Source organism: Actinorectispora metalli, from assembly GCF_056323685.1.
This window is the reverse complement of sequence record NZ_JBREYE010000001.1, coordinates 2,574,427-2,598,720: the sequence shown is the minus strand read 5'-3', so window position 1 is coordinate 2,598,720 and position 24,294 is coordinate 2,574,427. Positions and strand designations below refer to the sequence as shown.

The 24,294-nt window shown below is 69.5% G+C and carries 25 protein-coding genes; 13 read left to right on the top strand and 12 right to left on the bottom strand.

Going from position 1 to position 24,294, the window contains the following annotated elements:
- Positions 1–146: 146 nt before the first annotated feature.
- On the top strand, positions 147–1,232 hold the full coding sequence (locus ACU6XJ_RS12225) for a calcium:cation antiporter (RefSeq protein ID WP_476309924.1): 1,086 nt from the start codon (positions 147–149) through the stop codon (positions 1,230–1,232).
- Here ACU6XJ_RS12225 and ACU6XJ_RS12220 read toward each other — a convergent pair.
- From ACU6XJ_RS12220 to ACU6XJ_RS12190, 7 genes are all read right to left on the bottom strand, one after another.
- Entirely contained in the window at positions 1,229–3,112 is a 1,884-nt protein-coding gene (locus ACU6XJ_RS12220; RefSeq protein ID WP_476309922.1) for a DUF5107 domain-containing protein, read from the bottom strand. The genes ACU6XJ_RS12225 and ACU6XJ_RS12220 overlap by 4 nt on opposite strands.
- Positions 3,109–4,185: an ABC transporter ATP-binding protein gene (locus ACU6XJ_RS12215; RefSeq protein WP_476309919.1), complete on the bottom strand. Its 1,077-nt coding sequence runs from the start codon at positions 4,183–4,185 to the stop codon at positions 3,109–3,111. The genes ACU6XJ_RS12220 and ACU6XJ_RS12215 overlap by 4 nt, the downstream gene beginning before the upstream one ends.
- Before the next feature lie 13 nt (positions 4,186–4,198).
- On the bottom strand, positions 4,199–5,140 hold the full coding sequence (locus ACU6XJ_RS12210) for a carbohydrate ABC transporter permease (RefSeq protein WP_476309916.1): 942 nt from the start codon (positions 5,138–5,140) through the stop codon (positions 4,199–4,201).
- Between the two features lie 13 nt (positions 5,141–5,153).
- Positions 5,154–6,113 carry a carbohydrate ABC transporter permease gene (locus ACU6XJ_RS12205; RefSeq protein ID WP_476309913.1) on the bottom strand — a complete coding sequence of 320 codons (960 nt, stop codon included), beginning with the start codon at positions 6,111–6,113 and terminating at the stop codon, positions 5,154–5,156.
- The gene (locus tag ACU6XJ_RS12200; RefSeq protein ID WP_476309910.1) at positions 6,110–7,516 is read right to left on the bottom strand and encodes an ABC transporter substrate-binding protein; all 1,407 of its coding nucleotides are present in this window, start codon (positions 7,514–7,516) and stop codon (positions 6,110–6,112) included. The genes ACU6XJ_RS12205 and ACU6XJ_RS12200 overlap by 4 nt, the downstream gene beginning before the upstream one ends.
- Positions 7,517–7,604: 88 nt before the next feature.
- Positions 7,605–8,981, bottom strand: coding sequence for a Gfo/Idh/MocA family protein (locus ACU6XJ_RS12195; protein WP_476309909.1), 1,377 nt, complete (start codon positions 8,979–8,981; stop codon positions 7,605–7,607).
- 179 nt (positions 8,982–9,160) lie between these two features.
- Positions 9,161–10,291 carry a UDP-N-acetylmuramate dehydrogenase gene (locus tag ACU6XJ_RS12190; protein ID WP_476309906.1) on the bottom strand — a complete coding sequence of 377 codons (1,131 nt, stop codon included), beginning with the start codon at positions 10,289–10,291 and terminating at the stop codon, positions 9,161–9,163.
- Here ACU6XJ_RS12190 and ACU6XJ_RS12185 point away from each other — a divergent pair.
- The 8 genes from ACU6XJ_RS12185 (at position 10,278) to ACU6XJ_RS12150 (ending at position 16,187) form a co-directional block, all read left to right on the top strand.
- Complete coding sequence (locus tag ACU6XJ_RS12185; protein ID WP_476309902.1) at positions 10,278–10,781, top strand: DUF2505 domain-containing protein; 504 nt, start codon at positions 10,278–10,280, stop codon at positions 10,779–10,781. The two genes, ACU6XJ_RS12190 and ACU6XJ_RS12185, sit on opposite strands and share 14 nt — an antisense overlap.
- 45 nt (positions 10,782–10,826) lie before the next feature.
- A complete protein-coding gene (locus ACU6XJ_RS12180; RefSeq protein WP_476309900.1) occupies positions 10,827–11,330 on the top strand; it encodes a DUF2505 domain-containing protein in 504 nt (167 codons plus the stop codon).
- A gap of 61 nt (positions 11,331–11,391) precedes the next feature.
- Entirely contained in the window at positions 11,392–11,898 is a 507-nt protein-coding gene (locus ACU6XJ_RS12175; RefSeq protein ID WP_476309898.1) for a DUF2505 domain-containing protein, read from the top strand.
- Positions 11,885–12,724: a class I SAM-dependent methyltransferase gene (locus tag ACU6XJ_RS12170; RefSeq protein WP_476309895.1), complete on the top strand. Its 840-nt coding sequence runs from the start codon at positions 11,885–11,887 to the stop codon at positions 12,722–12,724. The genes ACU6XJ_RS12175 and ACU6XJ_RS12170 overlap by 14 nt, the downstream gene beginning before the upstream one ends.
- Before the next feature lie 10 nt (positions 12,725–12,734).
- Positions 12,735–13,487 (top strand): maleylpyruvate isomerase N-terminal domain-containing protein, encoded by a 753-nt coding sequence (locus ACU6XJ_RS12165; protein WP_476309892.1) that lies wholly within the window; start codon positions 12,735–12,737, stop codon positions 13,485–13,487.
- Positions 13,488–13,523: 36 nt separating this feature from the next.
- A complete protein-coding gene (gene purU / locus ACU6XJ_RS12160) occupies positions 13,524–14,396 on the top strand; it encodes a formyltetrahydrofolate deformylase (protein WP_476309890.1) in 873 nt (290 codons plus the stop codon).
- A 55-nt stretch (positions 14,397–14,451) separates the two neighbouring features.
- Positions 14,452–14,982, top strand: a complete 531-nt coding sequence (locus ACU6XJ_RS12155) for a DUF2505 domain-containing protein (protein WP_476309887.1) — start codon at positions 14,452–14,454, stop codon at positions 14,980–14,982.
- A gap of 41 nt (positions 14,983–15,023) precedes the next feature.
- Positions 15,024–16,187, top strand: coding sequence for an LOG family protein (locus tag ACU6XJ_RS12150; protein ID WP_476309885.1), 1,164 nt, complete (start codon positions 15,024–15,026; stop codon positions 16,185–16,187).
- Between the two features lie 478 nt (positions 16,188–16,665).
- On the opposite strand, the gene ACU6XJ_RS12145 is transcribed toward ACU6XJ_RS12150, so the two are convergent.
- From ACU6XJ_RS12145 to ACU6XJ_RS12130, 4 genes are all read right to left on the bottom strand, one after another.
- Positions 16,666–17,418, bottom strand: coding sequence for an alpha/beta fold hydrolase (locus ACU6XJ_RS12145; RefSeq protein ID WP_476309882.1), 753 nt, complete (start codon positions 17,416–17,418; stop codon positions 16,666–16,668).
- A gap of 1 nt (position 17,419) precedes the next feature.
- The gene (locus ACU6XJ_RS12140) at positions 17,420–17,722 is read right to left on the bottom strand and encodes a DUF2516 family protein (protein WP_476309880.1); all 303 of its coding nucleotides are present in this window, start codon (positions 17,720–17,722) and stop codon (positions 17,420–17,422) included.
- A 123-nt stretch (positions 17,723–17,845) separates the two neighbouring features.
- On the bottom strand, positions 17,846–18,547 hold the full coding sequence (locus ACU6XJ_RS12135; protein WP_476309878.1) for a hypothetical protein: 702 nt from the start codon (positions 18,545–18,547) through the stop codon (positions 17,846–17,848).
- A 5-nt stretch (positions 18,548–18,552) separates the two neighbouring features.
- Entirely contained in the window at positions 18,553–18,993 is a 441-nt protein-coding gene (locus ACU6XJ_RS12130) for a helix-turn-helix domain-containing protein (protein WP_476309876.1), read from the bottom strand.
- Between the two features lie 150 nt (positions 18,994–19,143).
- Here ACU6XJ_RS12130 and tgmC point away from each other — a divergent pair, with 150 nt between their 5' ends.
- The 3 genes from tgmC to ACU6XJ_RS12115 all read left to right on the top strand — a co-directional run bounded on the left by tgmC (position 19,144) and on the right by ACU6XJ_RS12115 (position 21,737).
- On the top strand, positions 19,144–20,295 hold the full coding sequence (gene tgmC / locus ACU6XJ_RS12125) for an ATP-grasp peptide maturase system methyltransferase (RefSeq protein ID WP_476309874.1): 1,152 nt from the start codon (positions 19,144–19,146) through the stop codon (positions 20,293–20,295).
- Between the two features lie 107 nt (positions 20,296–20,402).
- A complete protein-coding gene (locus tag ACU6XJ_RS12120; RefSeq protein ID WP_476309871.1) occupies positions 20,403–21,077 on the top strand; it encodes a D-alanyl-D-alanine carboxypeptidase family protein in 675 nt (224 codons plus the stop codon).
- A 126-nt stretch (positions 21,078–21,203) separates the two neighbouring features.
- Positions 21,204–21,737, top strand: a complete 534-nt coding sequence (locus ACU6XJ_RS12115; protein WP_476309869.1) for a CGNR zinc finger domain-containing protein — start codon at positions 21,204–21,206, stop codon at positions 21,735–21,737.
- Between the two features lie 48 nt (positions 21,738–21,785).
- Here the strand turns inward: ACU6XJ_RS12115 and ACU6XJ_RS12110 are convergent, their stop codons facing one another.
- Positions 21,786–23,033, bottom strand: coding sequence for a DUF445 domain-containing protein (locus tag ACU6XJ_RS12110; RefSeq protein ID WP_476313958.1), 1,248 nt, complete (start codon positions 23,031–23,033; stop codon positions 21,786–21,788).
- Positions 23,034–23,126: 93 nt separating this feature from the next.
- On the opposite strand from ACU6XJ_RS12110, the gene ACU6XJ_RS12105 reads away from it, so the two are divergent.
- Positions 23,127–24,287, top strand: coding sequence for a pyridoxal phosphate-dependent aminotransferase (locus tag ACU6XJ_RS12105; protein WP_476309867.1), 1,161 nt, complete (start codon positions 23,127–23,129; stop codon positions 24,285–24,287).
- Positions 24,288–24,294: the final 7 nt, after the last annotated feature.

Sequence of the window (24,294 nt, the reverse complement as noted above, 5' to 3'; positions counted from 1 at the left end):
TCGTAGAATACGAAATCAGACAAATGTCCTCGGTATATATCGTTGATATTGTCTCAGTCCATTGGTCTGACGGGATTTGAATTTTCCAAAGCCAATTGGTCACATCCCACAGGGCGGCGCTAGCGAATCGAACCTAGGCTGGAGCCGTGAATGCCTCGATTACCGCGTTGCCTCGTTGGAGTCTGGTTGTCCCGCCTGTCGCATTAGTCGTGCTGGGTTTGTCGTGGGGTCGGAACCTTGGTGTGGTGCTTCTGCTGCTGGTCTGCCTTGGGCTCGGGGCGGCCGTTGTCGCGGCAGTGCACCACGCGGAGGTGGTGGCGCACCGGGTTGGCGAACCGTTCGGGACGTTGATCCTGGCCATCGCCGTAACCGTCATCGAGGTGGCGCTGATCGTCACGCTGATGGCCTCCGGGGGCGGCAAGGCGGCCTCGCTGGCCAGAGACACCGTGTTCGCGGCCATCATGATCACCTGCAACGGGATCGTCGGTCTGGCGCTGCTGGTGGGATCGTTGAGGCACCGGGTGCAGGAGTTCCGGGCACACGCCTCCGGTGGGGCGCTGGCTGTGATCACCGCGCTGGTGACGCTCAGCCTGGTGGTGCCTGCGTTCACCACTACCACGCCGGGGCCGACGTTTTCCGGGGCACAGCTGGCCTTCGCGGGCGTCGCCTCGCTGGTCATGTACGGCGTCTTCGTCTTCGTGCAGACCGTGCGGCACCGCGACTACTTCCTGCCCCGCAACAGCACCTCCGTTGACGACCACGCGCCCGCGCCGAGCACCGGCACCGCGCTGGTCAGCCTCGGGTTGCTGGTGGTGTGTCTGATCGCCGTGGTGGGGTTGGCCAAGACGGTGTCGCCGACGCTGGAGTCCGCCGTCGACGCGATCGGTGCGCCGCTGTCGCTGGTTGGTGTGCTGATCGCGCTGCTGGTGCTGATGCCCGAAACGGTCGCCGCCGTGCGGGCGGCGCTGCGGGATCGGTTGCAGGTGAGCCTGAATCTGGCGCTCGGGTCGGCGCTGGCCAGCATCGGGCTGACCATCCCGGCCATTGCCATCGCGTCGATTTGGCTGACCGGCCCGCTGGTGCTCGGGTTGGAGGCCAAGGAGATGGTGCTGCTCCTGCTCACCGTGGTGGTGAGCGTGCTGACGCTGGTGTCCGGCCGCGCGACGCTGCTTCAGGGCGCGGTGCACCTGATGCTGTTCAGCTCGTTCCTGTTCCTCGCCGTGACGCCCTAGCTGGTCATCCGGAAGTCATACCGGACCGGCAGCGGATCGCTGGTGCCCAGCGCCTTCTGGATGGCGTCCCAGGTGTCGGTGAGCGCCGTTTCGCCCTCCCGGATGCCGGGGATGTCGAAGCCCCGGTCGAACACGTCCTTCGCGCCCTCCGCGTCGCCGACCGCCAGCAGCGCCCTGGCGTGCAGCAGGGCGTAGCGGCCGGGACGGTTGGCGACCAGCGCCAGTGCTTCGCCGGGCCGGTCGGCGGCCAGCAGCGCCTCGGCCGCCTCCCACTCCAACTGCGGGAGGCCCGGGTGCAGTACCAAGGCGCCGACCAGCAGGTTGGCGGCCGAGTCGTGGTTGCCCGCCGCCGCGTCGGCTACCGCCAGGTTCCGCAGCGCCCACGGGTTGGCCAGCAGTTCGTAGGAGTGCCGCCAGTTGCGTTGGGCCGCATCGTGATCGCCTGCAAGCCAGTTCGCGATGCCGAGGTGGTAGGTCGTCCACCAGGTCGTCTCCGCCTTTGCCAGCAGGGCGAGCCAGTGCGCACCGGTTGGGGTACCACCCGGCGGACCGGCGGGTGCGGGCGCGAGGCCCGCCAGGAGATCCAGCCAGGGCCGCTGGTCGGCGCCGAGAAGCTCGGCGGGAAACAGCGTGCCGGGCAGGTCGACGCCGAGGGCACGCAGTTCCAGTGCGCCCCAGCCCGATCCGTCTGCCAGCGTTCGCGCGGGGGTGGCGTCCACGACGGTCAGCCAGTCGCGGTGCGCACGGTCCAACGTCGCGGCGGGCAGCAACCGGTCGGCGACGCGGTCCACCGCCTGCCAGGACTCCGACCAATCGCCCGCGCCCTCGGCGGTGTCGATGGGGCCGTACGCCTCCACCCAATGCCACTGCTTCCGCGCGGGCAGGCTGAGGTGTTCCAGTTGGGTTTTGGCCAGTCCCGCCTGGATCTCCAGGTACTCCCCGCCGGCCGGGGACAGCCATTCCTGCCAGCGGCGACCGCCCTGGGAAGTGCCCCAGACGAACAGCTTGCGGCCGGTCAGCCTGCTGGTGGAGGTCTGGAGCAGCCCGGTTCCGTTGTGCAGTGCCGCGATCCAGGGGCGCCGGGTGGGTGGCAGGTCGAAGAAGTAGTCCACCGCGTCGTGGTGGCGTACCGGGTAGCTGATGTCGAAGCCCGCCGGGTCGGGCAGCCACAGCAGTTCGAGGTGGCCGGAGTAGCCGAACCGCCAAGCCTCGTCGGCGGGCGCGAGCACCCGGGTCCGCTCGGTCTGCGGCACGGCGATGTTGGACCACCAGTACACCGGCACCGCGTGCGGGTGCGGGTTGCGGATGCGCACCCCCACGTGCAGGAAGTCCGAACCCGGCGGGAGCCAGAAGTCGAGTTGGTAGGGCAGGTTCCTGGTGCGCTCCCACTCCCACAGCCGCAGGATCGGGATGCCGTCCGGACCGTCGACAACGCCCGCGTGCATGGGGGCGCAGGTCAGCGTGGTGTGGCCGGTGCTGCCGAGGTTCCACTCCACGCCACCGGCGAACCAGGCGTCCCGCAACGCCACGTTGGCGGGTTGCAGCACCTCGTTGCGGTACAGCAACTCGCGGCCGTCGTGCGTCAGCGAGTACAGGCGCCCGCCGAGGCTGGGCAGCACGGTGGCGCGCACCCGCTCGTTCTCCACCACGATCGCCGGGAGCACCGTGTCACGGAGCGAGCGGTCGTAGGAGTCCTGCAACAGGTACGGCGACACGCTGCCCAGCCGCCCGTAGCGGATGCCTGCGGCGAGGTCGGCGGGCAGTTCGTCGAGGTTGCGGACCTCGTGCGCCTTCTCCAGCGAACGCAGCGGCGGCAGCGGGTTTTCCGGTCCGATCGCCGCCGCGGGGAGCCGCAACTCGGTGCGGAACACCCGCGTCATGCGTCGGGGAGCCGCTCGCCGCTGGCCTCGTCGAACAGGTGCACCGAGCCGGGGCGGGCCAGCAGGCCGACCTTCTCGCCGCGGGAGCGTGCGGTCATGCCCGCGGCGCGAGCCACGATCGGCGCGCTGTCCGGCACGGAGCAGTAGACGAACTGGTCGGAGCCCAACTCCTCCACCACCTCGACGGTGGCCTGCAATCCCTCGTGCCTGCCCACCAGCTCGAAGCCCTCCGGGCGGACGCCGACGACGACGCCGGGGCCGGTGAGGGCGGCGCGCTGCTCGCGGGTCAGCGGGACCTGCTGCCCGTCGAACACCACGCCGTTGACGTCAACCCGGGCGGGCAGCAGGTTCATCGCGGGTGAGCCGATGAAGCCCGCCACGAACACGTTGCGCGGCTTGGCGAACAGGCCGAGCGGGGTGTCGCACTGCTGGAGCAGGCCGTCCTTGAGCACCGCGACCCGGTCGCCCATGGTCATCGCCTCGACCTGGTCGTGGGTCACGTAGACGGTGGTGACGCCCAGCCTGCGCTGCAAGGAGGCGATCTGGGTGCGGGTTTGCACCCGCAGCTTGGCGTCCAGGTTGGACAGCGGCTCGTCCATGCAGAACACCTGCGGAGCGCGGACGATCGCCCGGCCCATCGCCACCCGCTGCCGCTGCCCGCCGGAGAGCTTGGCGGGCTTGCGGTCCAGGTACGGCTCAAGGTCCAGCAGCTTCGCCGCCTCGCGGACCCGGCGGTCTCGCTCGTCGCGCGGCATCTTGGCGATCTTGAGGTGGAAGCCAATGTTCTCGTGCACCGTCATATGCGGGTAGAGCGCGTAGTTCTGGAACACCATCGCGATGTCCCTGCCCTTGGGCGAGACCTCGGTGACATCGCGGTCGCCGATCCAGATGGAACCCTCGTCCACGCCCTCCAACCCGGCCAGCATGCGCAGGGTGGTGGACTTTCCGCAGCCGGACGGGCCGACCAGCACGAGGAACTCGCCATCGGCGACCTCGAGGTCCAGCCGGTCGACCGCGGGCCGGTCGTTGCCCGCGTAGTACCGGGTGGTCTCCCGGAACGACACCGTTGCCATGGTGGAAGCCTCCCTATTTCCCGGCGCCGAGCGTGAGGCCGGTGATGATGCGGCGGGCGAGCAGGATGTAGAGCACGAGCATGGGCAGCACCACGATCGCCACTCCCGCGATCAGGCCGCCGTACTCGGACTGGTAGCTGGCCGCGCCGTAGAAGGTGAACAAGGCGCGGGCCAGGGTGAAGTTGGCGTTCTCCTGAAGGAACACGATCGCCAGCAGGGTGTCGTTCCACAGCCCGATCGCGTTGAGGATCAACGCGGTGATCAGGCCGCCACGGGCCAGCGGCAGCATGATCGTGGTGAACGTGCGCACCGGGGAGGCGCCGTCGATCGCCGCGGCCTCCTCCAACTCGGCGGGCAGCGACCGGAAGAACCCGGTCAGCAGGAACACCGTGAACGGGATGGACAGCGCCAGGTAGAGCAGGAAGAGGCCGAACAGGCTGTTGGTCAGCGAGGCCTTCGCCATCACCACGAACAGCGGGATGATCACCGTCTGGAACGGCACCCCCATGCCGACCGCGATGAAGTTCGTGAGCGGGCCTGAGCCGCGGATGCCGAAGCGGGACAACGCGTACGCGGCGGGCGCGGAGACCACCACGATGGCCACCGAGGACACCGCGACCAGCAGCACCGTGTTGAGGAACGCGGTGCCGAAGCCCGCCTGGTTCCAGGCGTAGAGGAAGTTGCGGAACGGCCTGCCCGCCTCGAACCAGTAGCTCGGCAGCGCGAAAGGCTCCCGGAAGATCTCCACCGGCGTCTTGAACGAGGCGGCGACCAGCCAGTACAGGATCAACACGTTGAACGCGGTGACCAGCCAGACGACACCGGTGCCCAGCACCCGCATCGGGCTGAACCGCTTCGAGCCGGGTGCGGGCTTGGGTTTGCGCGGCGGGCGGCGGGCCTGGTGCCGTGGCGGGGTGGACCGGACGACCGGCGGGCTTTCTTCCACTATGGACACTCCGCAGTCCCCCTCAGAACTGGATCGCTTCGCGGCGCATCAACCGGCGCAGACCGATGACGAGCAGGGTGACCAGGACGATCATCGCCACCGCGCAGGCGCAGGCGGCGCCGTAGGCAGGGGTGCCGGTGGTGCCGAAGGACCGGTCGAACACGAACACGCCAAGCGACCAGGCCTGGGTCGGCGGGGAGTAGGTGCCGGGACCCGCCAGCACGAACACCAACTCGAAGATCTTGATCGCGCCGATCGTCCACAGCACCCCGGCCACGCCGACGACGTCCCAGGTCAACGGCAGGGTGATGGCACGGAACTTCTGCCACGGCGAGGCGCCCGCGATATCGGCGTCCTCGTACAGATACGGCGGGATGCGGTCCACCGCGGCCATCAGGATCGTGATGTAGAAGCCGGAACTCGCCCAGATCAGCGAGGCCATCACCACCCAGGTGACGTTCTCCGGCCGGAGGAACTTCACCGCGCCCGCGCCGAAGCTCTCCAGCACGAAGTTGAGCATGCCCTGTTTGCCCGGCTGGTACTTGTAGACGAAGCCGAAGAACATGCCCAGCGCCACCGGGGCGACGATGTTGGGGAAGAACAGGATTGCGCGGACGATCTTGTTGCCGCGCATATCGCGCAGCACCATCGTGAACAGGAACGCCAGCAGGAACGTGCCGATCCCGCCGAAGAACACGTAGATCAGCGTGTTGACGAAGGAATAGCCGAAGGCCGGGTCGCCCAGCAGTTGCTCGTACTGCCGCAGGCCCACGAAACGCGGGCTGTCGCCTGCGCCCGCCCACTCGGTGAGGCTGAGCACCGCGGTCGCCACCGTCGGCAGCACCAGGAACGCCACGTACAGGCCCAGCGCGGGCAGCACGAAGGGCCAGAACCAGCGCTTGCGGCGGGCCAGGTGGGCGGCAGTGGCGCCCGCCGCCGGAGGGCGCGCTCCGGCGGCGGGAGTGAGAAGCCCCGCGGTCATCCCTGGTTCCTCCAGAAGGACTGGGTGCCCGCGGCGACCTGGTCGATGAACTCCGCGGCGGTGATCTTGCCCTTGAGCAGGTCGTTGTTGGCCGGGAAGAGCACGTCCTGTACGTACCGGCCGCCGTAGAGCCCGTCGACGCCGCCGTAGAAGAGCGCCTTCTCCTTCTTGGCGTCGTTCAGCGCGGCGTGCACGTCCTTCAGGTCGTCCGGCACGTCGAGGTCGGGGCGCGGCGTGAGGTTGTTGGCCACCGCGGTGATGCCGCGCAGGATGTCCTTGTTCAGCATGTAGGCGATGAACGCCTTGGCGGCCTCGGGGTGCTTGGCCTTCGCCGTCACCGAGAACCCGATCGGCAGCTGCTCCACGGTGTCGTGCGTTGCGCCCTCGGGCAGCGGGTACTGGAACGAACCGAAGTTGATCTTGGCGTCGCCGCCCTGCTTGTTCAGGTACTCGCGGTTCTCGCTGGGCGCCCAGCTGCCCATGAACAAAAAGTCCGCCTGGCCGTCCGCCCAGCGCTGCTGGACCTGCGGGAACTTGGCGGCGTCCCAGCCGTCGATGAGGTGTCCGCCCTTGGCCAGCTTCTCCACGTGCTGCGCGGCCGAGAGGTAGCCGGGGTCGGACTTCCACAGCTGTCCCGTGCGGTCGGCGGAGGCCTTGACCAGTCCGCTCGGCCCGGTGAACTTGCCCGCCAGCGCCGCGTAGTACCAGAGGTTGTAGAGGTTGATGTCGCCGTCGTGGCTGACCGCGGCGCGGCCATCCTGCTTGGACTTGGCGAAGGCCGCGTACAGCTCGTCCATGGTCTTGGGCGGGGTGAAGCCGCTGAGCTGGTCCTTGTTGTACCACCACGCCGTGACGATCTGCTCGTACGGCAGTTGGAACAGCTTGCCGCCCGCGTCCCGGTTCTCCGGGATGTCGTAGGAGGAGGCGGGCAGCACGTCGCGGACCGTCTTCTCGCCCTCGCCGACCTTGAGGTCGAGCACGTCGTCGAGGCCCTGGGTGCCGCCGGGCGCGACGACTGCGGCCTTCATCTGGTTGATGTCCTGATCGATCAGGTCGGGCACGGTGTCGGTGTTGAGCGCGGGCGCCACGTTCTGGGTGAGCATCTTGCGGCCAAGCCACTGCACGTTGACCTTGACGCCCGCCTTCTGGTTGAAGCAGTCGACGGCGTGCTTGAGCACCTTGCCCTGGGGCTCGTCCGCGGTCCACATCGACCAGTAGGTGAACTCCTTGTCGGCGGGCTTCACGCCCGGCTCCGGGCACGGGGCCGACAGGTACTCGTCGGCCCCGGCCAGCGCGTTCTCACCCGGACCCGACCCGGATCCTCCGCAGGCGGACAACAGCAGCGACGCGGCGCCGAGCGCGATCAGGGACAGTGCGCGCGAGCGCCGGGTTGTCGAACTCATGGAGTCATCACCTCGGAGAGCCAAAGCCAGGGTTGCTCGATTTTGCAACTATCGCGGCAGTTTCAAGCAAAAGTCAACATATCTGAGGTTACGACGGCTTAACCGAATCGACACCCGACCGCGCCTGCTGCCAGCGTCCTCGGGTGAAATCGGGGATGGCCATCGGGGCACCGCCCTTGCTGATCGAGGCGGCGCTCAGCGCCACCGGAGCACTCCAGACGGCCGAATCGTAGACGTCGATATCGGGCAGCAGGCCGAGCTTCATGGTCTGCATGGTGCGGTAGACCATGATGTAGTCCATCCCGCCGTGGCCGCCGGGACCAGGGCCGACGTCGGTCCACAGCCAGTGGTCGTACTTGGCGTAGGCCGCGAAGTCGCCCCACTTGTGGCCGCCGTGGTCGGGCTCGAGGTAGATCCGGGGCGGGTAGTCCTCGAACACGCCCTTGGTGCCCGCGATCTGGTTCAGCCTGCTGTACGGGTAGGGGTTGGACACGTTGTGCTGGAGCCGGATGACGCGGCCCTTGGCGGTCTGGATGAGGCTCATCGTGGTGTCACCCTTGATGTAGCGCTCGTGCCAGGAGCTGTCACCCGGCTCCTCGTGGTCCTTGCGGTAGTCGGCCAGCCCCAGCGCGGGCGTGCCCATGGCGGTGATGCGGACCAGCCGGTCGCCGCGGTTGATGTCCATGTAGTTGGCCACCGGCCCGAGGCCGTGCGTCGGGTAGTGGTCGCCGTTGAGCTTGGTGTGCCAGCCGCGGCGCCACTCCGCGGCGTAGTAGTCGTCGGAGAACAGCAGCTCACGCAGGTCGTGGATGTAGGCGCCCGCGCCGTGCAGCAGGTCGCCGAACCGGCCCTGGTGCACCATCCGCAGCAGCCGAAGCTCGTTGCGGCCGTAACAGCAGTTCTCCAGCTGGATGCAGTGCCGCCGCGTCACCTCGGAGGTGTCCACCAGCTGCCACAGCTCGTCGACGGTCATCGCGAACGGGCACTCCACGCCGACGTGCTTGCCCGCCCGCATCGCCGCCAGCGACATCGGCACATGCCATTCCCATGGAGTGGCGATGTAGACGAAGTCGATGTCGTCGCGCTTGAGCAGCTGCTCGTAGTCGTGGTCGCCGCGGGTGAACTTCGCGGGCTCCGGCTGCCCGGCCTTCACGACGGTCTGCGCCGCCTTCTCCACGGCGGCGGAGTCCACATCGCAGAGCGCGGTGATCTTGACATCGGGCACCGCGAGGAACAGCGGCAGCATGCTCTCGCCGCGGTTGCCCAGCCCGATCACGGCCACCCGCACCGTGCCGTACCGCTGGAACGGCACCCCGATCATGGTCTTGCCCCGCGCCTTGGGCGCCGCCGCCTCATCCGCCGACGCCGCACCCGCGGCCAATCCGGACACGCCCAACGCCGCACCGGTCACCATCCCGGTCCGCAGCAACGACCGGCGGGACACCTCGTTCTCGTGCTTGTCCATGACACCCCCTGCGCAAATAAGCGCGATTGAGTGAGTTTGCAAGCAACTTCACACACCAACAGGCGAGTGTCACTCCGACGAACGGCTCAACGTAGGCCCAGGACGCCCGGACTTGGTGTCCAAAGACTGACTATGACGCCGTTCTGAACAGACTGAGGACACCTCGTCCGGGAATGGAGTCAGAGGGCGCAGCCGACGAGGACCGGCTCGGGGCGGAGTTCGACGCCGAAGGCGTGGTGGACTCCGTCGCGGATCTCCCTGGCCAATGCCAGCAGGTCGGCGGTGGTGGCGGTGCCACGGTTGGTGAGGGCGAGGGTGTGCTTCCGGGAGAGCGCGACCCTGCCGCCGGGGCCCTGGTGGCCCTTGGTGAAGCCCGCGTGCTCGATCAGCCAGGCGGCGGAGAGCTTCACGGTGCCGTGGCCACCGGGGTACTGAGGCACCGTCACATCGCAGGCCCGCTGCGCGATCCTGGCGAGCACGGCGGGCAACTCGACCTCGGGCACCAGCGGGTTGGTGAAGAAGGAGCCGACGCTCCAGGTGTCGTGGTCGGCGGCGTCCAGCACCATGCCCTTGCCGCGGCGCAGCCCGAGCACCGCCATCCGCGCCTGCGCCGACGGCACCCGCTGCCCAAGCTCGACGCCCAGCATCCTGGCCAGTTCGGCATAGCGGATCGGCGCGGACTCGCCGTCCTCACGCAGTTCGAAGCGAACCCGCAGCACCACGGCGCGGTCGGTGTTCTTCAGCATGCTGGTGCGGTAGGCCAGCCCGAGGTCGGCGGCGGGCACCATGTGCACCTTGCCGCTGGCGCGGTCCAGCAGGTCAACCGACTCCAGCAGTTCGGAGATCTCCACCCCGTAGGCACCGACGTTCTGCACCGGGGTCGCGCCGACCAGGCCGGGGATGCCGGACAGGCACTCCAGCCCGCCGAGGCCCTGGCTCACGGTGTCGGCGACGACGTCGTCCCAGTCCTCGCCCGCCTCCACGGTGAGCTGCACGCAGCCGTCGCCGACGCGGTCCAGCCGCCGTCCGGTGCTGGCGATCCGGACCACCGTGCCGGGGAAGCCTGCGTCGTCGATCACCAGGTTGGAGCCGCCACCGACCAAGAGCAGCGGCTCGCCCGCACCGTCGGCGGTGCGGACCGCGTCGGCGATATCGCCCGCGGTGCATGCCTCGGCGAAGCTCGCGGCGGGCCCACCGAGTCGCAGGGTGGTGTAGTCCGCCAGCGACACGGCGGTACGCACGCCTGCGATGCCGGAGAACGGGGTCGTCACGATCGCCAACGGTAACCTGGGCTTTGTGGCCACCCGCATCGAGACCACCTTCCGGTACCCGTTCCCGGCGAAAGCCGTGTTCACCGCCCTCACCTCGGCCGAGGCCATCGAGCACCGGCTGCGCGTGGTGGGCGGCCCCAAGGGCGCACTGGGCCGACGCGACACCGACGGCGACGGCACGGTGTCGTTGCTGGTGTTCCAGTCGGTGCCGCCGGAGAAGCTGCCCAAGGTGATCCGCTCGGTCACCTCGGGGGAGCTGGTCATCGAGCGCAACGAGCGGTGGTCTCCCGGCGGCGCGGGCTCGGTCCGGGCCGCGGTACCCGGCTCGCCCGCCCAGATCACCGGTTCGATGACGCTGTCCGATGACGGTGCGGACGCCGCAACGCTGCGCGTCACCGCGGAGGTGAAGGTGGCCATTCCCTTTGTCGGCAAAGGGGTGGAGAAGGCCATCGCGGGCTACCTTGGCGATTTGCTGTCACGGGAACGCGATCTTACCGAGACCTGGTTGCGCGAAAAGCACAATTCCTGACCGCGAGACCCACCGCTGCCGGTCCGGCGCCGCTAACCTCGCGCCGTGCCCACCGTCACCGACCTCGTCCACCACTACGAGTGCTCGGCCAAGGAGCTTTTCGACGCCCTCATCGCCCCGGACTGCCTGCGGCTGCGGCAGGAGCGGCTGAGCACCCTGGGTGGGGAGATCCTCGCCGAGGACCTCGCCGAGGACGGCACCCACCGGATCGTGCAGATCCACCGGTTGGACCGACGGGAACTGCCCGCGCAGGTGCGCCTGCTGTTGCCGCGGCACCTGACGTTCCACCGCACCGAGCGCTGGAACTGGCTTGGCGAGCACGGGACCGGCCACGTGACGGCGCGGATCATGGACTCCCCCGCCTCGCTGGAGGTGGGCCTTCAGGTGCTGCCGACCGGCCCGGAGGCGACGGACCTGGTGATGCACATCGCGGGCCACGCATCCGTGCCGTTCATGGGGCGGGCGGTGGAAAAGATCTCCATCGACTACGCGGTCGACTTCCTCGGCCGCGAACGACAGGTCATCATCGACTGGCTACCCGCCACATGACCTGCCGGAAAGCCCGTCGTCATGGGCTGTCCACTATGGATGGCAGCGGTAGTCTCGGCCGGTGAGCACCGTCACGGAGATCGTCCACCGCTACCCGTGTTCGGCCAAGGAGCTGTTCGACGCGCTGGTCTCCTCGGACTGCCTGCGCACGCGCCTGGAGCGGATGAGCCATCCCGATGGCGAACTGGTGGCCCACGATGTCCACGAGGACGGCAGTCACCACATCGTGCTGGTGCACCTGGTCGACAAGACCGAACTGCCCGCGGTGATCCGGGCGCTGCTGCCCGGCCACATGGCCGTGCGGCGCAACGAGCGGTGGGACTGGCTGGGCGATCACGGCACCGCCGACGTGTACGTCAGCATCGGGGACTCCCCGCTGAGCCTGGAGTTCGATACCCAGGTGCTGGACGTCGACTCGAACACCTCGGACCTGGTCATGCGGATCACCGCTCGCGTTTCCGTACCCTTCCTGGGGCGGGCGGTGGAGAAGCTCGCCGTGGATTACGTCGGGACCGTGTTGGCGAAGGAACAGCAAGTGATCATCGACTGGCTCCGTGAGCAGCGCTGACGGACAGCGCCGCAAGCCGCGATTTGCCGCAGGCAGGGCCCGCGCGCTCGGGCTGGCCACCCGCGGCACCACCAACCCCAACCGGCTGCGCAGGGTGGACCGCTGGCTGACCGGCAACCCCGCCATGCTCACCGCGCTGCGGGCCGCGGCCGACCCGCTGGTGGTGGACCTTGGCTACGGCGCATCGCCGATCACCGCGGTGGAGCTGGCCGGGCGGCTGCGCGCGGTGTGCCCCGAGGTGCGGGTGCTCGGATTGGAGATCGATCCGGAGCGGGTCGCCGCGGCGCAGCACGCCGCCGACCCGCCGCGGCTGGAGTTCCGCCGGGGCGGTTTCGAGCTGGCGGGCACCGCCCCCACCCTGGTGCGGGCGTTCAACGTGCTGCGCCAGTACGAGGAGGACCAGGCCGCGGCTGCCTGGCGGACGCTGCGTGCGGGACTGGCCCCCGGCGGGCTGCTGGTGGAAGGCACCTGCGACGAGATCGGCAGGCGCTGCTGCTGGGTGCTGCTGGACGCCGACGGTCCGCGCACCTTCACCATCTCCTGCTCGCCCGCCGACCTCGACACCCCGTCGGATGTCGCCGAGCGGCTGCCGAAGTCGCTGATCCACCGCAACGTGCCGGGGGAGCCGGTGCACGACCTGCTGGCGGAGTTGGACCTGTGCTGGGCCAAGGCCGCGCCGGTCGCCCCGTTCGGGCCGCGGGCCCGCTGGGTGGCCACGGTCGACCTGCTGGCCGGTCTCGGCCTGCCGGTGCTGGACAACCGGAAACGTTGGCGGCTGGGCGAAGTGACCCTCGATTGGGCGGCGGTGGCTCCCCGTTCCACGTAGGCTCGACGCTGTGGATCACGTGTTCTTCCTGGAGCAGATTCGCCTGCAGACCGACGCGCTGCGCGCCGCCGCGGTGGCCGCGGGTCCGACCGCCCCGGTGTCGACCTGTCCTGGCTGGACCGTCGCCAGGCTGGTCGGCCACACCGCCAGGGTGCACGCCTGGGGCGCGGGCATCATCGCCGCGGGAGCCGCGGCCCTCGGCACCGAGCGGCCCGCCGCGCCGACCCCGCCCGCGGACTTCGACGCGGTGCTGGACTGGTGGGAGGCCAAGACCGCGGAGCTGCTGGAGCGGCTGGTGGAGGCCGGACCTGCGAGCCCGGCGTGGAACTTCGCCGGTGCGGACCAGGTGAGCGGCTTCTGGGCCCGTCGCGGCGCCCACGAGACGGCCATCCACCGCCTCGACGCCGAGCACGCGCTGGCGGAGAGCACCGGCGGGCGGGTGGAGCAGCTCCTCTTCGACCCGGAGTTCGCCGCCGACGGCGTCGACGAGTTTTTGACGCGGCTGCTGCCCCGCAACGACTTCGGCGAACTGGGGCTGACGGGCACGGTGCTCTACCACGCCGCCGACGCCGGGCGGGCCTGGCTGGTCGAGTTCCCCGAGGGTGAGACACCGCGGATCGGTCCCGTGCGCGGGCTGGGCACCGAGTCCGACGCCGCCGTCGCGGGCACCGCCGACGCGCTGTACCGCAAGGTGTGGCGGCGTCCCAGCTCGGCCGTGGTGACCGGCGACACCACGCTGGTGGAGGCCATCCCGGCCCGCTGAGCACCGCGAACACCCGCGCTGACAGACTGCGCAGTCATGCCGGAACGCCGCTACATCCTGACCCTGGGCTGCCCTGACCGGACGGGCATCGTCGCCAAGATCGCCACCTTCCTCGCCGATGCGGGCGGCTGGATCGTCGAGGCGTCCTACCACGCCGACCCGGACACCGGCTGGTTCTTCACCCGGCAGGAGGTCAGGGCCGACTCGTTGGCCTTCGACGCCGCTCAGCTCAGGGAGCGCTTCGCCGAGGTCGCCGCCGAACTCGGTGCGGAGGCGGAGTGGAAGGTCAGCGACACCGGGGAGCGCCGCCGGGTGGTGATCCTGGTGTCCAGCGCCGCGCATTGCCTCTACGACCTGCTCGGCAGGATCGCCTCGGGCGAGTTGGACGTGGACGTGCCCGCGGTGATCGGCAACCACTCGGGTCTGGCCGACATCACCCGGGCGCACGGCATCCCGTTCCACCACATCCCGTTCCCCGGTGCCGACGACCCGGAGGGCAGGCAAGCCGCGTTCGGCCAGGTGCGAGAGATCGTGGACGCGCATGCCCCGCACGCCGTCGTGCTCGCGCGGTTCATGCAGGTACTGCCGCCGGAGCTGTGTGCTGCCTGGGCGGGCCGGGTGCTCAACATCCACCACAGCTTCCTGCCCTCGTTCGTCGGCGCGCGGCCCTACCACCGGGCCCACACCCGGGGGGTGAAGCTGGTGGGGGCGACCTGCCACTACGTGACACCGGATCTCGACGAGGGCCCGATCATCGAGCAGGACGTGATTCGCGTCGACCACACCGATTCGGTCGCCGACATGGTCCGCAAAGGCCGAGACATCGAAAAGGTGGTGCTGGCCCGCGGTCTGCGCTGGCATCTTGAAGACCGGGTGTTGCCGCACGGTAACCGAACGGTCGTTTTTTAAGAATCCTTTTCCACAAAAACATTCACTCTCTATATGAGAGATGTACGCTTTGCGGGTGACCGCGAATATTCGGTTCGCCTACAGGTTCGACTACCCGGCGCCGGTTGTGTATTCGGCACTCGCCTCGCCGGAATGCTCGCTGCTGCGCGCGGAGTCCTACGGGCCGACGAGCCGGATCACCTCGCAGCAGGTACTGCCGAACGGCGGCAGCCAGTACGACCTGGCGTTCGCGATCCAGGCCTCGGTGCTGCCCAGGCCGCTGCGGGCGCTGGTGCCGCACGGCCTGGAGATCGTGTGCACCGAGCGGTGGGACCGCACCGAGGACGGCGGAATGGCAAAGGTGCACGTCGTGATGGCCGATGTGCCCGCCCACCTGAATGCCGATGTGTTCCTGACTCCCACCGGGCCGCGGTCCTGCGCGGTGGACCTGACCGGCGAGGTGCGCGCCTCGGTTCCCTTCGCGGGTCGAGTCTTCGAGCAGCAGATCGGCCACTACTTCGGCGTGCTGCTCAGCCGCGACTACACCACGATCACGAATTGGATCCGCGAGCATCGCTTGCATGAAATAAGTTCGGATATTCAATAGCCATTGATCGCGGTGGCCATTCCAGGCTCTAGCCTGGGAGCGTGCGGAACGAGTTCACGACCATTGAGTTACTGCGTGCGCATCGCGCGGCGGGCGGCGACCTCCGCCGGGCCGTGCTGGTCGGTATCGACCTCTCCGGACGCGAGGGCGGCGAATTGCTGCGGACCCGGTTGGACGAGGCGGTGCTGCTGGGCTGCAAGCTCACCCCGGCCGCGATGCACCGGGCCGAGGCCTCCGGCGCCTTGATCTTCCCCGACATCCCCGGCCTGCCCTACCGGCCGTACCGGACGGATCTCTACACCCCCGCCGAACTGTTCGAAGGCTTCCACCCCGACGACCCGGAGTCCTACGCGCGGACCCCCGACGCCCGGATCTACCGGCACAGCAGGGAGGTCGTGGGCATCAGCCACCCCGATCCGCTGCACGCTCTGGCAGAGCGGCTGCACGATCACGCGATCACCGACGCGCTGGGCGAGTTGCTCGCGGCCTGTACCGCGGCAGGCCGGGCAGCCCCGGTGGCGGTGATGGGCGGGCACTCGATGGCCAGGGACAGCGCGGGATACCGGCTTGCCACCCGGCTTGGCGCCGCGCTGGCGGCGAGTCCCGCCCGGTTCACGGTGCTCACCGGCGGCGGTCCCGGTGCGATGGAGGCGGTTCCGCTGGGGGTCCGAGGCGGCGGTCGCGAAGATGTCCTCGAGCAGTTGGCGGCGGTGCCGCACTTCCACGGCAGCGGGGCGGACATCTCGGACTCGGCGGCGATCGGCCGGTGGCTGGCCGCCGCGATGGCGGTGGAACTCGACGGGCACGCCCCGGACGGCCTGCCGCGCACGGTGGGCATCCCCACCTGGTTCTACGGCCACGAGCCGCCCAACGTGGCCTGCGAGGTGCACGCGAAGTACTTCGCCAACTCCGTCCGGGAGGACGGCCTGCTCACCGTCGCCGCGGGCGGCGTGGTGTACACGCCGGGCAGCGCGGGCACCGTGCAGGAGGTGTTCCAGGACTACTCGCAGAACCACTACACCAGCGCAGGCCCGGCCGCGCCGATGGTGTTCCTCGGCCGGGAGTTCTGGACCAGCGAGGTGCCCGCGGCACCGCTGGTCCGCCAGCTGGCGCGGGGCCGCGAGGCGGAGCGGTGGATCATGGTTACCGACGATGTCGCGGAGGTGGTGGACATGCTGGAGCGCTACCACGCGCAGCGGGCCTGAGCGACTACTCATACTTTTCAAGCTCTGCCGCCAAAGGCAGTGACGCCCGCGGGTCCAACTTCTGCTGCTGAACGCGGTGGCGGTTTGCCGCCATCCGCAGCAGGATTCACCCGGTCCAGGCAGGGATTTGCCGCTACTGGGCCGCGATGTCGCAGGCGGGCCTGCCGTTCGCAACCGATTCGGTGGACTACCCCGGATGGGTCCGGCAGGCGTAGTTTTTGTAGCCCAGAAGACCGAAATTCGCACTTCCGGCAGAGATCTGCTTGTGATAGCAGCCCGCACTTGCCAAGCTTCTGCCCGGCAGCCGGACACGGGGCCGGCACTCCGCCTCCGGGCGCTGCCCATCTCGTACGTTGAGAGTTCGATCGGCACGCGTAGACCAAGCCCCCCGACCGACGCGCGCCGTATCGACGCCGCGGCGGCGTGCTGACCAGGTGGACACACCGATGTCAGCACGCCGTCGGCAATCGGCGATGATTCAGCTCCACAGTGGACGAAGGAACGCCCGCAGCTCCGCCCGGTGGGTGATCATCGGCATGGCCGAGGGCAGCACCGCCAGCCTCGAGTTCGGCAGCGCGCGAGCCGTTGCCCTGGCCACCGCCTCGGGATGCAGCGGATCACCGGTCGCACCGACCACCGCGGTCGGAGCGGTCACGGCGCCGAGGGCCGCGGCATCGGCGACGGGCACCTCGCCGGGCAGTGCGCGCAGTGCCGGTGCCAGCCGCAGCAACGCCGCCACGCGCTGCTCGACGTGGTCGCCGACGGCGACGCCCGCGGGCAGTTCCGCCAGCACCCGCTCGCGCACCAGCGCCGCGTCACCGGATTCCACGGCATCGGCCAACTGTTCCAACGCCGACACCGCGGGCGTCTCCCTCGGCCGGTCCAGCGCCGCGGGCAGCAGCAGCGCTAGCCGCTCGAACCGGTGTGGCCGCTCCGCCGCGATCCGGGTCAGCGCGCCCGCGCCGAGGGAAACCCCGAGCGCGTGGGTGGCCTCCGCGGCGTCCGCGGCCGCCAGCACGTCCGCGGCGATGCTCGGATAGGTCCAGTACCCCGCGGGCGCGGGTGGGGCATCGCCGTGGCTGGGCAGGGTCACGATCACCCTCGTGCCGGGCAGGCCGGTGGCCGCGATGCGGGCCTCGCCCATGGTGGCGCCGAGGCCGGGCACGATGAGCGTTCGGGGCAGGCCGGTACCGAAGGCGGTGAGGCGGAGCCGGGACGGCGGTGCGATCACGTCAGTAGCGAGGGCCCCGCTGGACCTCGATCACCTTGGGACGCACGTCCACGAGATAGACCAGCACGGCCACCAAACCGGCGATCCAGAACATGAGGCCGAAATCCGACGGGCTGAAGAGCACGAGCGCGGCGGTGCCGCCGCCGCTGATCCCCAGCCAGGCGGGCTTGGTCAGCTTGTCCGCGGCCGTGAACGCGTCGGAACGCTGCATGAGTGCGTGCACGAACGCGAACAGGCCCACCGGCACCGACAGGAGGTCTATCGCCAGCAGGATCAGCAAGTCCCAGCCCAAGACGGGGTCCATGGCTAAAGAGTACGTTCCCGGCCCGCTGATGCGTCAGCCCGCCTCCGTGGTCTCACGCACCCCGGACGCCGACGGGCCGCCGAGGGGGATTCCCTTCGACGGCCCGTCGCCGATATCGCGTCGTCAGCTCTTCGGCGGCGTGGTGCGCTTGGCGGCAGACGGCTTGGCGGCCGCGGTGCGGTTGGCCGTCTTGCGGGCCGTGCTGCGGGTGGCGGTGGCCGCCTTGTCCCCGAGGTCGGTGACCGTGGCGGCGGCCTTGTCCGCGGCCTCGCCGACGGTGTCGGCGGCCTCGGCGACCGTGTTCGCGGCCCGCGCGCTCGCCTTCTCGGTGGCCACGGCGGTCTTCTCGCCGACCGAGCGGGTCCGGCGGGTCACCTTGCCCAGCACGTCATCGGCCAGGTCCCTGACCTCGACGACGACCTCCTCGACGCGGTGCGTCGCCTGGTCGACGCGCTGCTGCGCGGTGTCCAGGGCATGCGCGACCTTGGGCTGCTTGCGCAGCTTGTCGAGGGTCTCCTCACCATGCTTGGCGAGGTAGTCGTAGAGGCCGACGGCGCTCTTGGTGTACGCGTCGAGGTGCTTGCGCAATTCGACCGGGTCGACCTTGTTGGGCAGGTCGTTGATGTTGCTCTTGGCGGTCTCGGTGCCCTTTTCGACGCGCTCCCTGGCGTTGCGGAGCACCTCGTTGAGGGCCTTGGTGGCCAGGTCGCCCGCGCCGAGCGCGGCGAGCAGGGGGGTGCGGGCATGTGCCGCCACGCCGCTGACCGCGTTGGCGGCCTGCTCCCTGGCCTTGCGGACGTCCTGCGTGTTGGGCAGGTTCGGCATGATGATCACTCCTCGTGGTGCGGGGGCTTGATGTCGGTCGGGGAGCCTTGGCCCGTGGCGTCTGTGGACGGCGCCGCGGATCCGTTCTCCCGCCGGAACGACTCGTAGACGTCGAGCAGCACCTGCTTCTGCCGCTCGCTGAGGTCGGGATCGGCGAGGATGGCATCGGTGACGGCCCCGCCGGGGCGCTCCTGCAGGATTCCCGCCTGCACGTAGAGCACCTCGGCCGAGATGCGGAGCCCTTTGGCGATCTGCTGCAGGATCTCCGCGCTCGGCTTGCGCAGCCCGCGTTCGATCTGGCTGAGGTAGGGGTTGGAGACCCCGGCCAGCTTCGCAAGCTGCCGCAGCGAGATCTGCGCGTGACCGCGCTGGGCGCGGATGTAGTCGCCGATGTCCCGGCCGAGATCGGCAACCGTCTGGTTCACGGTCTTGTCCTTGCCGGTCATAGGACCTCTCCTTCGCCCGATACCGACGGTACGCCGGAGTGCTAGCTCCTGCAAGCGCCTGTGCTTGCACACACATCCCCCGTTTGGCAGGCACTTTCGGCCGGGGCTCAAGCGTTGGCAAGCAATAGAGTCAAAACGGGTGAACTGGTGATGGACTCGGAGAGTGCCCGCTTGCTGCGCCACCGGCTGGTCGCCGAACTCGTGGCGCACCGAGTGCTGCACGAGCGGGAGTGGATCGAGGCCTTCCGCGCCGTGCCGCGGCACCTGTTCCTGCCGCGGTTCTTCCGCCAGCACGCCGACCGGGGCTGGACCGCGGTGGACTCCCGCGATCAGGGCTGGCTGGAACTGGTCTACTCGGACCGGGTGTGGGTCACCCAGCTCGACGGCGACCCCGACCGCTGGGAGCAGGCCCGCCGGGAAGGCGGCGTGGCAGGCCATGCGACCTGCTCGTCGAGCATGCCGACGATCATGGCGATCATGCTGGAGGCCCTCCGGGTGCGGGCGGGCTGCACGCTGCTGGAGGTCGGCACCGGCACCGGCTACAACGCCGCCCTGCTGGCCCACCGGCTGGGCGATGCGAACGTGACCACGATCGACGTGGACGCCGCCGTCACCGAGCAGGCGGTGGCAAGCCTGGCAGCCGCAGGCAGGCACCCCACGGTGGCCGGCGGCGACGGCGCTGACGGCTGGGCCGAGGGCGCCCCCTACGACCGGATCCTGGCCACCTGCGCGGTGTCGGGCATCCCGCCCGCCTGGCTGGAGCAGACCGCACCCGGCGGGCTGATCGTCACCACCCTGCACCGGCCGGTCGGCGCCGGGCTGGTGCGGTTGACGGTGACCGACGCCGGACACGCCGTCGGTCGGGTGCTCAGCGAGGACGGCCGGTTCATGCCGCTGCGCGCGCACAGCGGGCCGGACACCGCGGACCTGGTCGCGGGCGTCGACGGTGAACAGACGCAGGTCCGCCGCACGCCGCTGGGCATGGCCGCGGTGACCGACCCGGTCAGCCCGTTCGAGTTCTACGCCGGGCTGGTGCTGCCGGGTGTGAGCCCGTCGTTCGGCGACCAGCAGGACTGGCTGGTGCACCCGGACGGCTCGTGGGTGCGGCACTGGAGCGAGCACGGCCGCTACCTGGTGAGCCAGGGCGGTCCGCGCAGGCTCTGGGATCTGGTGGAACTCGCGCACGAGAACTGGCTGCGGCTGGGCAAGCCGCGTCGGGACCGGTTCGGCATCTCGGTCACCCCGCAGCGGCAGGAGCTGTGGCTGGACCGGCCGGACAGCGGTCTGCGCTGGCAGCTGTGAGACGTTGAGCAACCCCCGCCGAGGGTGCGGCGTCTAGGAAGCATGCACCGGCGTTCATGGTGCATCACACGCATTCGGGGGGATGCGTCGACCTGGGGGAGGGACCGATGCGTCGCTTTGTGCCGCTCGTGGTGGCCTGCGCGCTGGCCGGGGTGGTGATCACCCTGCTGGGCACGGCCACCGGCTGGGAGGCAGGCGGTCTCACCGAGAACGCGGTGCGGGGTATGGCCGTCGCCGACCCCGGTGCGCTGACCACCACGACCACTCCTCGGCCGACCACCACGACCTCCACGCCGACGCCGGAGCCCGACGATGAGTCGGAGAAGGCGGGCGCCGAGGGCGACCAGGAGCCGGTCGACGACGGTGTCTGCTCGCTGGCCGATGACGCCAACGACGTCCGGGTGACCAAGTTGCAGCCCGCCGCCGCGGCCGCGTGGCGCAAGGCAAAACAGGCGGCGCAGGTCAAGGGCATCACCCTGTGCGTGAACTCCGGCTACCGCACCGCGGCCGAACAGCGGAAGATCATGAACGAGACGATCGCCAGGCAGGGACAGGCCCAGGCGAACAAGCTCGTCCTGCCGCCGAACAAGTCGCCGCATGTCAAGGGCCTCGCGGTGGATGTGAAGCCGAGCTCGGCCGCGGCCTGGCTGGAGCGCACCAAGGGCCGTTACGGCTGGTGCAGGCGATACCAGAACGAGTGGTGGCACTTCGAGTACAAGGCCTCGTACGCGACGGCGGGCTGTCCGCCCATGCTGGCCCACGCGGGTGTCACCGCGAAGTGACCCGCTCGAACTTTGGCTCCCTTTTTCGTGCTGACCTGCGCGTATGCCGGTGATGCGGCCTAACTCGCATATAGTTCATGACGGTTATCCCGGCTGTCCTCGGCGGTAACTGGATACAGTGGAGGGGTGACTGGCCAGGCTGTTGCCGATCCGGTCGGATGGACCGCCGGATCCAACATCGAGTGGGATACAGAGCTAGTCCTCGACTTCCTCAATACGATTGACGGGGAAGCGGGTACCGATGTTCTCGACGAGGAGGCCACGTGGCGTGCGTGGGTGACCGAACGAGGACTCGGCGCAGCTGAGGACGTAGCCCGGGCGCGAGCCGTCCGAGAGGGACTGCGCGCAAGCGTCACCGCCAACCATGACTCCGCGACCGAAAAGCTGGAAGCCCAGCTGGCCGGGGTCTCCGCCACCATCGCGGTCGAACTCGCCGAAGGCGTTCCCGTGCTCCGTGCCCAGGGTGGGCTCGGCGCGGTGCTCGCGGCCGCCGCCCGGCTCGCGATCGGCGGGCTCTGGGAGAGATTCAAGATCTGCCCGGCGGACGACTGCGGATGGGCTTTCTTCGACCGATCTCGCAACCGATCACGAACATGGTGTTCCATGCGCGTCTGCGGGAATCGGGAGAAAGCCAGAAGCTGGCGCCGACGCCACGCCTAGCGTCCGGTGCCGGAGGTCCGCGCACGACGGACCTCCGGCATCGGACGGCTACAGCACCAACTGGGACACGGTGTGGATGGCCAAGCCCGCCAACGCGCCGACAACGGTGCCGTTGATGCGGATGAACTGCAGGTCACGACCAACCTGCAGCTCGATCTTGCGGGAGGTCTCCGCCGCGTCCCAGCGGCGCACCGTGTCCGTGATCAGCGTGGTGATCTCGTTCCGATAATTCAACACGACGTAGGCGGCGGCGTCCTCCAGCCAGCCGTCGACCTTGCCGCGCAGCCCGGCGTCCGACACCAGTCGCTCACCGAGCTGGATCAACGCGTCCCTGACCCGGCGCCGCAGCTCGCTGGAGGGGTCCTCGGCGGCGTCCAGGATCATCTTCTTGGCCGTCGCCCACGCCGCGCCGACCAGGTTCTGCACCTCGGGGTGGTTGATCACCTGCGACTTGATCTGCTCGGCCCGCGCCATGGTGTGCGGATCGGTCTGCAGGTCCTCGGCGAACTCGATCAGGAAGCGGTCGACCGCCTGCCGCATCGCGTGGTCGTGGTCGGTTTTGACCGCCCAGGCGAAGGCCACCAGCTCGTTGTAGATCTTGTCCGAGACCAGCTCGTCGAAGAACCGCGGCGACCACGTCGGCGCCCGCTGGGTGACCACCCGCATGACCGTGTCGTGGTTGTCCCGCACCCACTCGTAGGCGCGGTCGCAGATGAGGTCGACCAGCTTGTGGTGCGAGCGGTCGTGCAGAAGCTGCCCGAGCAGCTTGCCCAGCGGCGGGCCCCACGGCTGCGCCACGATCCGCCGCAGGATGATCTGCTCGACGACGGCCTGCACGTCCTCGTCCTTGAGCACCGCGAACGCGCCGCGCACTGCGGCGGCCAGTTCGGCGGTGACCCGCTCGGCGTGCTCGGGCCGGGCCAGCCAGGCGCCCAGCCTGCCCGCGATCTCCGCCCTGGCGAGCTTGTCCCGCACCACGTGCTCGGACAGGAAGTTCAGGCCGACGAAGTCTCCGAGGTTGTCGCCAAGCTGGTCCTTGCGGGTGGGGATGATCGCGGTGTGCGGGATCGGCAGGCCGAGTGGTCTGCGGAACAACGCGGTGACCGCGAACCAGTCGGCCAACGCGCCGACCATGCCCGCCTCGGCGGCAGCACGGACGTAGCCGACCCAGACCGGGGCGCCCGCGTGCTCCTGCCATCGCGCCAGCGCGAAGACCAGGGTCGCGAACACCAGGAATCCGGTCGCGACCCATTTCATTCTGACCAGACCCGCGCGCTTGGCGGCCTCGCTGACCATCAGGGTGTCCACACCTTGATTGTTCCGCAGGAACACCGGTACGGCCGATCACGCACTCCGCCGCCACGGCGGGAGATGGCAGGATCTCACGGTGTGAGCAGACTCGTGTCCCGGTTGCGCCCGTTCACCTCCACGATCTTCGCCGAGATGACCGCGTTGTCGGTCCGGCACGGCGCGGTGAACCTCGGCCAGGGCTTCCCCGACGCGGACGGGCCCTCGGGCATGCTGGAGATCGCGCGGCAGGCCATCGCCGACGGCGTGAACCAGTACCCGCCCGGCCGCGGCACGCCGGAGTTGCGGGCCGCGATCGCCGAGCACCGCGCGTCCTACGGGCTGTCCTACGACCCGGACACCGAGATCCTGGTCACCGTCGGCGCCACCGAGGCGCTCACCGCCGCGATCATGGCGCTGGTCGAGCCAGGCGACGAGGTGGTGCTCATCGAGCCCTACTACGACTCCTACGCCGCCAACGTGGCGATGGCGGGCGGGGTGCGCAAGGTCGTCCCGCTGCTGTCGGACGGCGAGCGGTTCCGCCTCGACCTGGACGCGCTGCGGACCGCGGTCGGTCCGCGCACCCGCGCCATCGTGGTGAACACCCCGCACAATCCCACCGGCACCATGCTCACCGCCGATGAGCTGGCCGAGATCGCGCGGCTGTGCCGCGAACACGACCTGATCGCCATCACCGACGAGGTCTATGAGCACCTCGCCTTCGACGGCCGCAAGCACCGTCCACTCGCGACACTGCCGGGAATGGCCGAGCGCACCCTGTGCGTGTCCAGCGCGGGCAAGCTGTTCAGCGTCACCGGCTGGAAGCTCGGCTGGGTCTGCGGGCCCGCCGAACTGATCTCGGCGGTGCTGGCCGTCAAGCAGTTCCTGACCTTCGTCGGCGCCGCGCCGTTCCAGCCCGCGGTGGCCCACGCGCTGCGCCACGAACTGGATTGGGTCGAGGCGCTGCGCAAGGACATGCAGAACAAGCGGGATCGCCTCACCGAGGGCCTCGCCGAGGCTGGTTTCGGCGTGGTCCCCAGCGAGGGCACCTACTTCGTCTGCGCCGACGTCCGCCCGCTGGGCTTCACCGACGGCTACCAGCTATGCCGCGAACTGCCCGCCAAGATCGGGGTCGCGGCGATCCCGGTGCAGGTCTTCTGCGACGACGAGGACACCGCCCGCCACCTGGTGCGCTTCGCGTTCTGCAAACGCGACGACGTGATCGACGAGGCCCTGCGCAGGCTGCACCGGCTGGCGGGCTAGGGCACCC

Coding starts and splice junctions, on each gene's coding strand:
- ACU6XJ_RS12220 (WP_476309922.1), bottom strand. CDS start 3,112: ATGACGCGGGTGTTCCGCACCGAGTTGCGGCTCCCCGCGGCGGCGATC.
- ACU6XJ_RS12215 (WP_476309919.1), bottom strand. CDS start 4,185: ATGGCAACGGTGTCGTTCCGGGAGACCACCCGGTACTACGCGGGCAAC.
- ACU6XJ_RS12205 (WP_476309913.1), bottom strand. CDS start 6,113: ATGACCGCGGGGCTTCTCACTCCCGCCGCCGGAGCGCGCCCTCCGGCG.
- ACU6XJ_RS12200 (WP_476309910.1), bottom strand. CDS start 7,516: ATGAGTTCGACAACCCGGCGCTCGCGCGCACTGTCCCTGATCGCGCTC.
- ACU6XJ_RS12195 (WP_476309909.1), bottom strand. CDS start 8,981: ATGGACAAGCACGAGAACGAGGTGTCCCGCCGGTCGTTGCTGCGGACC.
- ACU6XJ_RS12190 (WP_476309906.1), bottom strand. CDS start 10,291: ATGCGGGTGGCCACAAAGCCCAGGTTACCGTTGGCGATCGTGACGACC.
- purU (WP_476309890.1), top strand. CDS start 13,524: ATGCCGGAACGCCGCTACATCCTGACCCTGGGCTGCCCTGACCGGACG.
- ACU6XJ_RS12140 (WP_476309880.1), bottom strand. CDS start 17,722: ATGGACCCCGTCTTGGGCTGGGACTTGCTGATCCTGCTGGCGATAGAC.
- ACU6XJ_RS12135 (WP_476309878.1), bottom strand. CDS start 18,547: ATGCCGAACCTGCCCAACACGCAGGACGTCCGCAAGGCCAGGGAGCAG.
- ACU6XJ_RS12130 (WP_476309876.1), bottom strand. CDS start 18,993: ATGACCGGCAAGGACAAGACCGTGAACCAGACGGTTGCCGATCTCGGC.
- tgmC (WP_476309874.1), top strand. CDS start 19,144: ATGGACTCGGAGAGTGCCCGCTTGCTGCGCCACCGGCTGGTCGCCGAA.
- ACU6XJ_RS12120 (WP_476309871.1), top strand. CDS start 20,403: ATGCGTCGCTTTGTGCCGCTCGTGGTGGCCTGCGCGCTGGCCGGGGTG.
- ACU6XJ_RS12110 (WP_476313958.1), bottom strand. CDS start 23,033: ATGGTCAGCGAGGCCGCCAAGCGCGCGGGTCTGGTCAGAATGAAATGG.